This window comes from Acetobacter sp. (assembly GCF_047721705.1).
GTDB lineage: Bacteria > Pseudomonadota > Alphaproteobacteria > Acetobacterales > Acetobacteraceae > Acetobacter.
This window is the reverse complement of the sequence record NZ_JBDNXK010000009.1, coordinates 1-13,782: the sequence shown is the minus strand read 5'-3', so window position 1 is coordinate 13,782 and position 13,782 is coordinate 1. Positions and strand designations below refer to the sequence as shown.

Genomic DNA, 13,782 nt, shown 5'->3' with positions numbered 1-13,782 from the left:
TATCCAGAGTCTTGAAAAGGACTCTGCCATGACTGAACACCCCACTGGGCCCACATCCTCCTCTGAACTGGATATCCTGCTTGCAGAGAGTGGGCGTCTGGAAAAACTGGGAGATACCCAAGGGGTGCGACGGCTGGCGTTGCGGTATCTGGCGCGTCATCCTCATGACCCGGCTGCGCTTGTGCTGCTGGGGCGCGCCGAGTTGCTATTGGACCGACCAGCCTGCGCACTGGCTCCGCTTGCCCGGAGCGCCCGGCTGACAGATCAGTTCGTTTTCCATCTTCTGCATGCTGACTGCCTGAAACGCCTTGAGCGCATACAGGAACAGCACGAAGCGCTTGAGAAAGCGGCTCACCGCATGCCGCATTCCGGTTCGGCCTATTTCATGGCGGGGATTGCTTTCGAAGGGATTTCCGACACCGAACGGGCTCTTCGCTTCTATCAGCAGGCGCTTGAGATGATGCCGGAAGAAGCACCGCTGCATCATCGTCTGGGACGTTTGCTGATTGCAAAAGGAGAAATGCAGAACGCTCTGACCCACCTTGAACGGGCGCTGATCCAGAAACCGGACAACCCAGTATATTTAGTGGATTATAGCGTCGCGCTCGAACATGCGGGACACTTGGATAAAGCCCTGACAGCAGTTGAGAAAGCGCTTGTCCATATGCCCAACAATCGCGAGGCGCTCCACAATCGCGGTCATCTGCTCTTCAACCTCAATCGTTCCAAGGAAGCGCTCGCGGTCTTCGATGCGGCCGAAGAGGACGGTCTGGCGACACCCAAATCCCGTTTTTCACGTGGTGTGACCCTGCTGAAACTGGGCCACTTCAAAGAGGGTTGGGAAGGATATGAAGCACGCTGGGGAATGTCCCAGACCTACCCCACCCACCTTCCCGCTCCGTTATGGCAGGGGGAAGCACTCGCTGGTCGCAAGCTTCTGCTTCATGCTGAGCAGGGCTTTGGTGATTCACTCCAGTTTATTCGTTTTGCGACTCAGTTGGCAGCTCAGGGCGCGATCATAACGGCCCTTGTGCCGCCAGAACTGCAAAGACTGTTCGAAAGTGTGGTTGGCATCGCACACAGTGTTTCAGTTCTGCCCGAGCATGCTCAATTCGATTTCCATTGCCCGCTTGCCAGCCTTCCGCATCGACTGGGCATCACGCCGGACAATATTCCTGCCGCCCCTTATTTTTCTGTCCCTCCCGACGAAGCGCTCCAGCAGGGAGGAGCCATCCGTCGGTTGATGTGGTCACGAAACACTGTCGCCAAGCGGGTGGTTGGACTGGTGTGGGCGGGAGCGCCACGGCCAACACAGTTTGAAGCGCATGCCATCGACCAACGGCGTTCCATGCCGATCACGGCTCTCGAACCTCTCCTTGAGACACCTGACACCGTATTCGTCAGCTTTCAGATGCGGGGCAGACGCCAGATCACGAACGCCGGCCTGCCGATTGTCGATGGCACTGATGGCATCAGGGACTTTGCCGATACAGCCGCACGTCTTCTCGGGATTGACCTGCTGATCAGCGTCGATACCTCCATCGTACATCTGGCGGGCGGTTTGGGGCTGCCAGTCTGGATGCTGTCACGCTTCGACGGCTGCTGGCGCTGGATGGAAAATCGGTCCGACACTCCGTGGTATCCGACAATGCGCATTTTCCGCCAGCCGCAACTCAATGACTGGAATGGCCTTGTGCAACTGGTGACAAAGGCACTGAAGGAATTTTCGCCAGCTGCTCAGCCTGTGCTGTGAAGATTTGAAAACCAATCTTTCACAGGCAGGATAAAATCTTTCAGACCTGCTCATCACCACAGCCAATATTGCCCATTCAAAACAATATACAAGATGCTATACTTTACGCCCCAGCGCAGGTGACAGCTCAGAATATTCTCTCTTTCTTATAAATATTTTTTAATGCACTCTGGCATTTCACCAGAAGGAATGACCTTCTATACCTGATGAGAACGATCCTTCATCCCGTGAGGAATTTTTGTTTCCAGAGTGTTTCACATCTTTGTTCTTTCATTGCTCATCTCTACGTAGTTCCTTTGCTGGAATAGCGGCGATCTGTATTGTTTCTGGAGAGTCAATTTCTCCTGCTCATGCGGAAACTCTGCATGATGCCATCCAGATGGCATGGACCATTGATCCCTCCCGCAAATCCATTGCTACTGATGCAATGGCCGCGCACAAACGCGCCTCCGCCGCCCGCTCATGGTTTCCCGATGGTCCGACGGTAAGCGGGCTGTACATGGATGATCATTTCATTGGCAGTAAAGTGGGCTACACCACCTATCAGGGGCAGGTAAGCGTACCTCTCTGGCTGCCTGGTCAGGGGTCCGCCACCGAAGAAGCGGCCCTCGCCGATCAGGATGTCGCCACTTATCAAAGCAAGGTGCAGCACCTTGTCACGGCAGTGCGGGTTCTTGATCTTGCCAGCGAGGGGGCAATTCTCGCAGCCCGCATCGCCAATCTGGAAAAGGTCAGTGACGTTCTGGGCAGGACCATGAACGACGTCCAGCGGGCATTCCATGCCGGAGAAGTGTCTGCCACAGACTATGAAGCGACCGTCACCGAGAAGGAAGACGTTGACGGGACGCTGGCCGCAACGCAGCAGCGACTGGAAGATGTCCGCGCCGATCTGGAATCCGTGACGGGACTGGATACCCTGCCCGATCTCACCGCCATCGACGGTCGGCTCCTTGCACGAATCAGCACAAAACTTGATCCCACGCACGATCCGCGCGTGCAGCTCGCTGAAGCCGTTCTCGTGCAGGCAAAATCCTCCTATGCGGTCGCCAGACATTCCTACATGCCCAATCCACAGATCGGCGTCATTCTCAGCCGACAGGAACAGTATCAGAGCCCATGGGACACGCAGATTGGCGTGGAATTTCAGGTGCCGCTGCCAAGCGAAGCCCGCAATGTGCCCATGGTCATGAAAGAAGTGCAGGCGGTTGGACGGGCTGAACGCGATGTGACACAGGCCCAGCGAAGAATCCGCTCGGAATACAGGCAGCTTCGCAATCAGCTCGATACCGCCACACAGATTCTGCATCATGCCAGAGAATTGCAGGAACATTCAGACCGTCGCGCCGCCAATCTCGCGGAAGCATGGCAGGTCGGGGAAATCCCGGTGATTGAATATCTCCGCGCCCGGCGTACTGCTCTCAGCGCAGCAGAACGTTACGCACAGGCTGATATTGTCATGCACGCCTCCATCGCCCGCATGATGCTCATGTCAGGAAATGTACCTTGAAGAGGAAAAGCACGCTCCTCGCATCCATTCTGGCCTGCTCTTTCCAGTCGTTTTCCGCACTGGCGGATCAGACCACACCTGCGACAGCGATTACGATTTCCGACGAAGCGCTGATGAGCGAGGACATCCAAACCGCAGTGTCCACACCAGGCGCCCTTCCCTACCATGTCGATACGCCCGCTTATGTGGTGACGGATGATCGGCGGGTGGCACGCATCCGGCCCGTGGGCAGCGGACGCGTGGCCAATGTCGCCGTTGTTGCCGGACAGATCGTGACCAAAGGACAGCCTTTGCTGACCTATGAGAATTTTACTCTCAACGATGAAACGCAGCAGCAGCTGTCAGCTGAGGCGGCCCTACAGGAAGCACGCGCGCGTCGTGAAAACGCACGGCAACTTTATGATCGGGCCCGCACGCTCAAAGGCGGCGCAGTTTCCGTTGGTGAACTGGAACGGCGCGCATCGGCGCTGAGGGAAGCCGAGGCTCTGGTGCATGGGCGGGAAGCGCTTCTGCAAACGATGAAGCAGCATCTGCAACGCTATCACTCCACCACGGAGCGTTCGAAGGGCAGCCAGTCAGTCGTCGTTTCTCCCATCGATGGCGTGGTCGCCAGCATCAACGTCGCGACCGGACAGGAAATGACGGCCAGCGGCGTCGCGCCAGTAGAAATTCTCGATCTTTCACATGTCTGGATCGTCTCGCAGGTGGATGAGGAAGACGCGCCCCTGATCCGTCCCGGGAACAGGCAGCAGACATGGGTGGCACCCGGCGCTGTGCCCGTTACATCCCGCATTGATGCCATCGAAGGACGTGTTGACCCACGGACCCAGCATATCCTCGCACGCAGTTTCATCGACAATCCGAAGGAACATTTCCGCCCGGGTATGCTGGTGAAGACACGCCTGTTTTCGTCCGACATGGTTACGGGCATTCTCGTGCCCAGCGAGGCCTTGCAGACACTTGACGGTTCTCCCTGCGTTTTTGTGCGGACAGCGCCTCACCGTTATGCGGTGCGCATGGTGAAGATTGGTCCCACTCTGGAGGGGCAGACAGTCATCACGAGCGGATTGCAAAGTGGTGAGACGGTTGTCACCAAGGGAAGCTTCATCCTGAAATCACAGGTCATCCTGGCGCCCGAAACAGAGGCCAACGGCTGATCCTCATGAAGCTTCTCCACTGGCTGATCGAAAAACGTTTTTTCCTCTTCTGTATCATTGCTCTCCTGATGGTGGCGGGGCTTGCCGACCTCTCCAGCCTGCCTGTCGAACCTGTGCCGGACATTTCTCCCCGACAGGTTCTGGTGTCCGTGGTCGCACCCGGCCTGCCGACGGAAGAAGTCGAAAAACTGGTGACTTCGCCAGTGGAAAAGGTCATGTCCGGCGTTGTGGGGCTGACGACCATGCGCTCGGTCTCACGCACGGGCGTGGCGGTTCTCTATCTTCAGTTCGATGATGATACGGACATCTATCAGGCGCGCGAACAGGTCTCGCAACGTCTGCCACAGGCACGCGACGCCGTATCGGTGCATGGCTTCTCCATCGACATGGGCCCCATGGCCACCGGCATGGGTGAAATCCTGCATCTGCAGATCAAGGGACGTGACCAGACGCCTGAAGACCTGAACCGGCTGATGGTGTGGAACGTCGTGCCTCGTCTGCGGCTGGTATCGGGCGTGGTGGACGTCAACATCAATGGCGGCGCATCCGAAACCTATGAGGTCGCGCTCGATCCCATGGCGTTACGCCGATATGGCGTGTCGGTCTCGGACACGTTCGAAGCGGTCGATACGGGTAATGAAGCTGCCGGCGGCGCATGGATCGAGCACAACGACGAACAACATGTGATCGTTGGCCGTTCCCTGATCGATGATCTTGCAGAGCTTGGCGAGATTCAGGTGCGTAGCGGCCCGAATGGTGAAGTCGTGCATCTCCGGGATGTCGGCACCATCCGGAAAGGCCGCCGTCCCCGCATGGGCGGGGTGACGCGGGATGGTCAGGGTGAAATCGTCAGTGCCGTTGTTCTCCTGCGTGAGGGCGCCAGTGCGCGGGCCACGCTCTCCGAACTGGAGAAACAGCTCCCCAACATTCAGGCGTCGCTGCCGCAGGGCGTCACACTGGAACCCTATTACAGTCGGGAAAATCTGACAGAAAAAACCATCGACACCGTGCGCGAGAACCTCTCACTGGGCGCTCTTCTCGTTCTGGTCGTGCTGTTACTGGTGATCGGTGACTGGCGAGCTTCGCTGATCATCATCTCCGTCATTCCTTTCTCGCTGGTGATGGCGATGGTGGGCATGCGCCATCTTGGTATCTCGGCGAATCTGCTTTCCCTCGGTGCCATCGACTTCGGTATGGTGGTGGACAGTTCTCTGGTCATCGTCGAGAACGTGCTGCATCGCCGCCGCTATGATACCCCGCTGCCGACGACCATTCTCACCACCGTCCGCTCAGTCATCCGACCGGTGACGTTTGCCGTCCTGATCATTGCGCTGGTCTACCTGCCGGTTCTCACACTTCAGGGCGTCGAGGGACGGATGTTTAGGCCAATGGCCGAAACGGTCATTCTCGCGCTGCTTGCCTCCCTAATTTTCTCGCTGCTCTGCATTCCTGCTCTCTGCGTGTTTCTCGGACGTGGCAAGCCAGCAACTCATGAAGGGAACGGCGATCATCATACCCACTTCATCGCCTTCATGTGGCGACTCTTCAAACCGGCTTCCGTCTACTGCATGAACCATACCAAGCAGGTGATGGGCATTGCGACGCTCTTCCTGCTGCTATCGTTTTTTCTGGCGACACGGCTGGGTGGCGAATTCATCCCTCAGCTTCAGGAAGGAGATCTTGTCGTCACCTCGACGCGCCTGCCCGGCATTTCCCTTGATCCTTCACTCCGCGCTGCACTGGCGATCGAACGCACGCTGAAATCCTTTCCGGATGTGGAGACGGTGATCAGCAACACCGGCACCTCCGCCATTCCAACGGACCCACAAGGCAGTGAGCAGACGGACACCTATGTCATTCTCAAGCCACGGTCCGAATGGAAAACGGCCCAGACACAGGAAGGATTGGTCAGAGCGTTCAGTGCTGCTCTGGAGCGCAACAATCCCGGCTCGCTTTATAACTGGAGCCAGCCGATCCAGATGCGCATGGATGACATGCTGTCGGGTGTCCGTTCCCAGATTGCTGTGGGCATTTATGGTCCCGACATGAAAGTCCTTTCGCGTCTGGCCACGAAAGTATCGGATGTCATATCGCATGTGCCGGGTGCGGCCGACGTCGCGCCGCAGGATGTCGGCACCATTCCCTATCTGCATATCGACGTGAACCGGACCATGGCCGGGCGTCTCAATGTGGACACCTCCTCCGTCATGGATGTTGTCGAAGCGCTGGGCGGGCATTTCGGACCTCCCGTTTCGGTGGATGATGCACTCATCCCGACCGAAGTGCGTTTTGCGCCGGATGCACGCAAGGGTCTGGAAGATATCCGCACCCTGCCCGTCGTGACGCGAGATGATCGGCTTGTGAATCTGTCTCAGGTTTCCAGCATTGTTCTGAATGATGGCCCTCCGGCCATTCGGCGGGATCAGGGCATCCGCCGCACGATGGTGCAGGCCAATGTGCGCGGACGGGACCTCAGTTCCTTTGTGTCTGCCGCTCAGGAAGCGGTCGCCAAAAATATCAAGCTCGCTCCGGGCTACCGCATGGAATGGAACGGACAGTTCCGTAATCTACAAACCGCCGTCGCCCGTCTGGAAATTGTCGTGCCGATCATGCTTGGGCTGATCTTTCTGCTCCTGCTGATGGCGCTTGGTGAACTGGGGCTGGCGGCGCTTGTATTCGTCAATCTGCCTTTCGCGGCCACCGGGGGCATTCTCGCCCTGTATGGACGTGGAATGCCCTTCAGCATTTCCGCCGGTATTGGCTTCATTGCATTGTTCGGTGTCGCGACAATGAACGGTCTGGTGCTGGTGTCCCATATCCGCGATCTGCGCCGCGGCGGCCTCATGCCGTTCGAAGCTGCGGTGGAAGCCGTGCGAGACCGCTTCCGCCCTGTCATGGCGACAGCGACAGTGGCCTGTTTCGGCTTCTTCCCCATGGCTTTCTCAATGAGTGACGGGGCTGAAGTCGAGAAGCCACTGGCCACCGTGGTGATTGGCGGCCTCGTATCCTGCACCATGCTGACCCTGCTGGTTCTGCCATCGCTCTATGCGTGGCTTTATAGAAACCGCAAAGCGTGACGACGGCCTGACCTGTTCGAGAGCGAAGAAGTTAACTTTTGCTGTGTAAGGCTCTCTGACAGGCACAATGACTGCCCGTTATTACGCAACAATGAGACCGCTGGATTTTGGGTTCTGACAGTAGAAATGCAAGAGTGAAAGGACTGGACGGGTTACGTGGGCTTGCGTGTCTGTCAGTCGTCTGTTTTCATTTTTTCAATAATACTTTCGGCAATATAATACCGTTTTTCAATAATATTATATTCCGGTTTCTTTTCGACGGGCCACTGGCCATCTCAGTTTTCTTCATCATTTCCGGAGATGTGCTGAGCACCGCTTTCATCACAACCGAAAAGAGGGAATATATCACCCGAGCAGTCATCAAGAGATATCCACGGCTGGTTATTCCCATTCTGTTTTCAGCTTTACTAACATACGGGATGGAACACAGTGGACTGCTGTTCAATCAGGAAGCCGGAGAGATCCTCCATCGAACAGACTGGCTTGGAAGCTGGGTCACATCCCCACCCTCCCTTACTGATGTGCTCCGTTATTCTTTTTATGATGTTTTCAAATCTGGAAAAATTGAATCCCTGAACCCTTTCCTGTGGACCATGCATTACGAAATCATGGGATCAGTTCTCATATTTATACTTCTTTATTTTTATTCCTTTTCGCAGCCCTATGCGGGCCTGCTGCTCATCTTCGTGTTTCTCTCAGTTCTCAATCCGCAAGAGAAGATTTCAATGTATCTCTTCCTTTTCGGCCATGCCTTATGTGTCCTGCGACACAAAGGCATAATGTCGAGAATAAATGGAACGCTCTTTCCCAATTTTCTGGCATCCACTGCAATAATCGCCATGTTTTTTCTCAGCATCCTGAAACCGGATTTTTATTTCTCTGGCTACTTCCTTTTTGTAAAATCAGTTCTTTTCGTAATGTTCATCCATTGCAGCAATTATCTCTGCACGATGATGAGCCGTCCCCTGTTCAATTTTCTAGGGAACATCTCGTTTCCTCTGTTTCTTGTGCAGTTTCACGTTCTGGCATCATTCAGCAGCTACTTTATCGTAACCCGCTATACAAACCATCCGACTGTTGTCACCGCCATGATGATAGCCATTGCAAGTCTCTTCATCAGTATTGGTGCTGCAATCCTGTTCTGGCCGACGGAAGCAATCACCAAATACATATGCAATCTTTTTTACAGAATTTTCGAAAGACACGTCCTGAAATCATCCAAGAAACAGCTTTCTGTGAAAACCTGAGCGGAACGGCTCAGGAAATCGATGCAACTGCATCTGCGGCGTGCACAACAGACCGCATTTCGTATTCAGCTTCAATATCCGCCAGCATGCGTGCCGCCATTGCTTCCCATTGTTGGGATGATCGGGAAGGCATCTCTCCAATTCTTGGGCCATTACGGATCACTTCCTGCAATGCCTGCGTCAGAGCAGCAGCTTCTGGCGCACACAAAGACACGCCCGCTTCTCCCGCGAACTGTTCTTCCAGCCCGCCAACCCGCGTTGCCAGAACCTGTTTGCCAGCAGCAAGCGCGACAGCGCCCACGCCGCTCTGACTTGCCTCGCGATATGGCAGCACCATGACATCCGCCCACGAAATCAGCGAGGCGATCTCATCCTCCGGCACCCAGCGGTTTTCAACTGTCACCCCGGGCATAGCCGCAAGGGTTTTGAGTTCGGCTGTTTCCGGCCCCGATCCAACCACACGGAAGTTGAACGCTGTCGTTTCCGGCATCTTCTCAAGTGCGGCGATCAGCAAATCGATGCCCTTATAAGCGAGCAGCCGACCGAACATGAGCAGTCGTATCGGACCCGGAGCACGTTCCGGTACTTCTTGTTCTGAGCAATGAGAAAGTCGGGAATAGGTAAATGGCGGAAGGGATGCGACAACAATCCGCTTTCTGTCCAGGCCGGACAACGCATGCAACTGACGCGCCACATGTTGCGTAAGCGCCACCACGACGTCAGCCTCGCGGATCACCATGTTCTGCAACATATGCTGAAACGGGAACCCATCCCCCGGATGAGGGAGCGCATCGTGAACAATCACGGCGAATGGCACCCGCAACCAGCGCAGCGCCGCCACCATCAGCAGATCGATGGGCCCCGTCATGGCACAGATCACAAAATCAGGCCGCCACGCGCGGATGCCTCGCACCAGTTCCTGCACCATGGCAGGCGCACCCAGCAGCCGGGCAATCAGTCCCCCGAACCCACCATATGTTTCGACCAACCACAATGGGACCGTATTCGAATTGAAATCCGACGCATCCAGCACTTCGGCACGCCGCGATAGCGACAGCATGACTTCGCGGCCCGGCAAACGCGCGATGGCCTGCGCGACATTCAAGCCAAAACGCGGTCCACCCCCGCGGCGCCCCCATTGCCAGACGAGAATTCGTTTCATGCGGCGTCCCTGCCGGATGTCGCACGATGCGTCAGCGACCAGTGGGCAGCCGCAAATTCCGTTCCGGAAAAACGCTGTCTGGCGATATACTCGGCTCTTGCGCCCAGTTGCCGTCGCAAATCCTCGTTGTCAGCGGCACGACGCAGAGCAAGCACCGCACTTCCAATATCCGCATCGGCCCAGACCGCGCCTTTCGCCTCAAAGACGCCGCGAGGGTCTTTCGCAGGGATCAGTCTGCATGAAACCGGCATCCCACAGTCTGCGCTGAGAAACTCAGTGGTGGCTGACCAATCGGTTGCAATCACTGTCCGTCCCAACATCATCGCTTCAGCGGGTACCAGCCCGAATCCCTCACTTCGGTGCAGGGAAAGAACGATGTCGGCACAGCGCGTCAGGGCACTGGAATCCTCGGCAGAGAAAAGGCGTTCCTCAATACGGATATTGGGCGCGTCAGCCACAGCGGCCCGGATACACGCCATGTCCTGAGGATAATGGCCTGCATGCGAAATTTTCAGCAGCAGGAAACGGTCCCGTCGCGTACCAAAAGCCTCCCGGAAAGAGCGAATGGCCGCCAGCGGATTCTTGCGTTCGAAACTGGAGGCAAGGCTAAACGACACCAGTGTCACGACCGCCTCCTGCGGCAGGCCAAACGCCTGCCGATCAAGGTGAGACGGCGTGACGGGAGCCGCCGCCAATGCATGCGGCACGACACGCACCCGCCCCGGCGCGATGGTTTCCAACGCGCGCGCCGAAAAAGCGGACGGGGTCCAGATTTCATGAACACAGGCCAACGCGCTCCGCCAGAGCGGTGGCACGACGGGAAGCTCCCACGCCCAGTATCCAACAATCCTACGCTGTGACACGAAGCGTCTACCAAGCCGCAGCAGCACAGCCGGAAGAGACGGCGCGTTGACATGCAGCACCAACGGCGCACGGTCTGCGAACAGTTCCCGAGAAGGACGGTCCGTCCCTTCCATCAGCCCGGCCTGAACGCCATGCGCAGGAATGCCCAACGCTGCACAAGCGCGGAGCATGATGCGCGCGCCTTCCCCCAGCCCGGATTCCCGATCAAGTTCTCCGCCGATCAGCACTTCCCCACCTGTCGGCGGGAGTAGATCGCGACCTGCCTTGGGAGCCAGCCACGCCGTCAGGCCCGCTGCACCACGTCGTCTCGGCGCAACCGGGAACCGACGCCAGAGGCTGTGCAAAGGATGGAACTCTTTCTCAGTAAGGAGAGCCAAGTCCAGAAAACCCGTGCCTTTCTCAAAAAAAAATCAAATCTTCAAAGACTTGAATGATTTTTCCTTCCGTGCCGCAAAAGATTGCCCACGTCCAGTGAACAGTTGTGAACACGAATGAAAAGGAAGTGGATTGCAGCCCGGACAGATGACGTGAATACTTCAGCCATGGATGCCGTCCCGCTTTCTTCCTCCGCCCCTCCTCCCGGCTCGACGGACAGCGTCGCCATGCTGGCGCATCTGGTGTCCTTCAACACCACCAGCAATCTCTCCAATCTCCAGCTCATCAACTGGATCGGCCAGTGGATGGACGCTCACGGGGTAACCTGGTCCCTGAGCTACAATCCGGACGGCACGAAGGCCAATCTGCACGCCATCATCGGGCCACGCACCAAGGGAGGACTGGCTTTCGCGGGGCATGTCGATACCGTTCCGGTCGATGGACAGAAATGGACGTCCGATCCGTTCAGGCTGCACGAAAGCGGCACCAGAATTGTGGCCCGTGGGGCCGCTGACATGAAAGGCTTTGTCGCCTGCATACTCGCTGCGGTGCCTGATCTCATGCGGATGGATCTGAAACGTCCCATCCACATGCTGTTCACGCATGACGAAGAAATCACCTGCAATGGCGCACGCATCGCAGTGCAGGATGCGCATGACCACGATCTCCTGCCCTCGTGGTGCGTCGTGGGTGAGCCCACGCTGATGCTGCCGATCATCGGACACAAAGGGCGGCTTTCGGTAAAGCTGGAAGCACATGGCAAGGCCGGACATTCGGCCTATCCCGAATCCGGCGTGAACGCTCTGCATGCGCTGGGAGAAGCCATGGCGTGGGTGGCCGCAGAAGCGCGACATTTCGCGCTGGAAGGGCGGCAGGTTCAGGGCTTTCATCCGCCCCACAGCACGATCCAGATCGGAGTCGCTCAGGGCGGCGTGGCGCTGAACATCATTCCTGAGCGGGCCGAAGCCGAAATCGAATGGCGTACGGTCCCGGGCGATGATCCCCATGCCCTTCTGGCCCGCATGGAACAGGCCATGACGGACACCAACGCGTGGATGAAAGCTGGCGACCCGGATTGCGGCCTGACCTTTACGGTCCTCAACGATCTGCCCTCGTTCGACCTGCCTGCCGATAGTCCTCTCGCGACCATGGTGCGTCAAAGCGTAGGCACCAACGCAGAGGGCTTCATCTCCTATGGCACGGAAGCAGGCATCTATCAGCGCGCTGGCATGACCAGCATTGTCTGCGGACCCGGCAGCATCGAACAGGCGCACAAGCCTGATGAATGGATCGAACGCGATCAGTTGCGGCTCTGCGATTCGTTCCTGCGTGACATGGCCCATCGCGTCTGCCTGCCGGAAACGGACCCCACCAGTTCTGTGGCCACGTGACATAGGCATTGCATCGTGACGAAGAGGCCGTTTCCCGACACAGAGCGATCCGTCCGCATCACGCCGCAACGTCGTCTTTCCGACTGTCTCCCCCCGACTCCTATAAAACTGCCTTCCCTGTCGATTGAGGTTGAACCGCCTGATCTTTCTCCATGGATTGCCGGCAACACGGGAATCCCGGGAGTGCATCGGTTCCAGAGTTCCAATCCCGGTCCGCACGCCGCCATCACCGCGCTGATGCACGGCAACGAATATGTGGGCGCCATAGCTCTGATCGAACTGCTTCAACGGGGCATCACGCCGAAATGCGGCACCCTGTCCCTGATCTTCCTGAATATCGACGCATTTACGCGCTTCTGCCCTGCCAATCCCATTCTGTCCCGGTTCGTGAAAGAAGACATGAACCGCCTCTGGGGCGATATCGCCACGGGCAGCGCAGCCGCCTCGCCGGAACAGAAGCGCGTGCGAACGCTACGGCCTTACATCGAAACCGTGGACTGTCTTCTCGACCTGCACTCCATGCTCTGGCCAGCCAAACCGTTGATGCTGGCGGGGCCATCGAAAAGGGGGCTCGCTCTGGCCGAACGGATCGCCACTCCCCCATTGATTGTCACCGACAACGGACACAAAGCCGGGGCGCGCCTGATTGACATGCCGCATTTCGTGCGCGCGGACACGCCCGCGCAGGCCTGCCTTCTGGAAGCCGGACAGCACTGGTCGCTGGCGTCTCTCGACACAACACGGAAAACCGTCGCGCGTTTTCTGTCGCTGCAAACCAATGCTCAGATGCAGGAACAGACGCTTCCCAAGCCTGAGATCGCCCACGTCACGCACCGTGTAACGGCACGTACCGGACGATTTTGCTTTACCAGAATGTTTCCTAGCGGAGAGATGATCGCCAAGCGCGGCACGATCATTGCCACGGATGGACCAGACGAGATTCGCACACCGTACGATAACTGCCTGCTTGTCATGCCCAATTTCAGAGCGGCCCGACACCATACGGCGGTGCGGCTGGCTCAAATCGAAAATAGAGAAGAAGAAGATTCGGGGCGGTCGTAAGCCGCCCCAAACCTGAATAAAGTTTACCGCTTATAGATCGGGAACTTTGCACACAGCGCCTTGACGCGCTCATGCACGGCATTCTCGACGGCTTCATCGCCCTCGCCACCGGAGGCGGCCAGAGCGGTCAGGACCTCGTCGATCATCTCGCCCACTTCGCGGAACTCGGCCTCGCGGAAACCGCGTG

Annotated in this window: 9 protein-coding genes and 1 pseudogene; 7 read left to right on the top strand and 3 right to left on the bottom strand. The window is 57.2% G+C overall.

The window, feature by feature from the left end; all coding sequences use genetic code 11:
* Window positions 1-28 precede the first annotated feature (28 nt).
* The 5 genes from ABF824_RS02710 to ABF824_RS02690 all read left to right on the top strand — a co-directional run bounded on the left by ABF824_RS02710 (window position 29) and on the right by ABF824_RS02690 (window position 8,741).
* The gene (locus ABF824_RS02710) at window positions 29-1,753 is read left to right on the top strand and encodes a tetratricopeptide repeat protein (protein ID WP_415486296.1); all 1,725 of its coding nucleotides are present in this window, start codon (window positions 29-31) and stop codon (window positions 1,751-1,753) included.
* A gap of 379 nt (window positions 1,754-2,132) precedes the next feature.
* The gene (locus tag ABF824_RS02705; RefSeq protein ID WP_415486295.1) at window positions 2,133-3,260 is read left to right on the top strand and encodes a TolC family protein; all 1,128 of its coding nucleotides are present in this window, start codon (window positions 2,133-2,135) and stop codon (window positions 3,258-3,260) included.
* A complete protein-coding gene (locus ABF824_RS02700; RefSeq protein ID WP_415486294.1) occupies window positions 3,257-4,417 on the top strand; it encodes an efflux RND transporter periplasmic adaptor subunit in 1,161 nt (386 codons plus the stop codon). The genes ABF824_RS02705 and ABF824_RS02700 overlap by 4 nt, the downstream gene beginning before the upstream one ends.
* A 5-nt stretch (window positions 4,418-4,422) precedes the next feature.
* Window positions 4,423-7,494, top strand: coding sequence for an efflux RND transporter permease subunit (locus ABF824_RS02695; protein WP_415486293.1), 3,072 nt, complete (start codon window positions 4,423-4,425; stop codon window positions 7,492-7,494).
* Between the two features lie 134 nt (window positions 7,495-7,628).
* A complete protein-coding gene (locus tag ABF824_RS02690) occupies window positions 7,629-8,741 on the top strand; it encodes an acyltransferase family protein (RefSeq protein ID WP_415486292.1) in 1,113 nt (370 codons plus the stop codon).
* 10 nt (window positions 8,742-8,751) lie between these two features.
* Here the strand turns inward: ABF824_RS02690 and ABF824_RS02685 are convergent, their stop codons facing one another.
* Window positions 8,752-9,903 carry a glycosyltransferase family 4 protein gene (locus tag ABF824_RS02685; RefSeq protein WP_415486291.1) on the bottom strand — a complete coding sequence of 384 codons (1,152 nt, stop codon included), beginning with the start codon at window positions 9,901-9,903 and terminating at the stop codon, window positions 8,752-8,754.
* Window positions 9,900-11,144: a glycosyltransferase gene (locus ABF824_RS02680; protein WP_415486290.1), complete on the bottom strand. Its 1,245-nt coding sequence runs from the start codon at window positions 11,142-11,144 to the stop codon at window positions 9,900-9,902. Before ABF824_RS02680 ends, ABF824_RS02685 begins: the two co-directional genes overlap by 4 nt.
* Window positions 11,145-11,294: 150 nt before the next feature.
* Here ABF824_RS02680 and argE point away from each other — a divergent pair, with 150 nt between their 5' ends.
* Together argE and ABF824_RS02670 are read left to right on the top strand one after the other, a co-directional pair.
* Window positions 11,295-12,533, top strand: coding sequence for an acetylornithine deacetylase (gene argE / locus ABF824_RS02675; RefSeq protein ID WP_415486289.1), 1,239 nt, complete (start codon window positions 11,295-11,297; stop codon window positions 12,531-12,533).
* Between the two features lie 15 nt (window positions 12,534-12,548).
* Window positions 12,549-13,595 (top strand): succinylglutamate desuccinylase/aspartoacylase family protein, encoded by a 1,047-nt coding sequence (locus tag ABF824_RS02670; RefSeq protein WP_415486288.1) that lies wholly within the window; start codon window positions 12,549-12,551, stop codon window positions 13,593-13,595.
* Between the two features lie 23 nt (window positions 13,596-13,618).
* On the opposite strand, the pseudogene glyA reads toward ABF824_RS02670, so the two are convergent.
* Window positions 13,619-13,782 (bottom strand): annotated as a pseudogene (gene glyA, locus ABF824_RS02665) (serine hydroxymethyltransferase); the annotation flags it as partial.

Coding starts and splice junctions, on each gene's coding strand:
- ABF824_RS02710 (WP_415486296.1), top strand. CDS start 29: ATGACTGAACACCCCACTGGGCCCACATCCTCCTCTGAACTGGATATC.
- ABF824_RS02705 (WP_415486295.1), top strand. CDS start 2,133: ATGGCATGGACCATTGATCCCTCCCGCAAATCCATTGCTACTGATGCA.
- ABF824_RS02695 (WP_415486293.1), top strand. CDS start 4,423: ATGAAGCTTCTCCACTGGCTGATCGAAAAACGTTTTTTCCTCTTCTGT.
- ABF824_RS02685 (WP_415486291.1), bottom strand. CDS start 9,903: ATGAAACGAATTCTCGTCTGGCAATGGGGGCGCCGCGGGGGTGGACCG.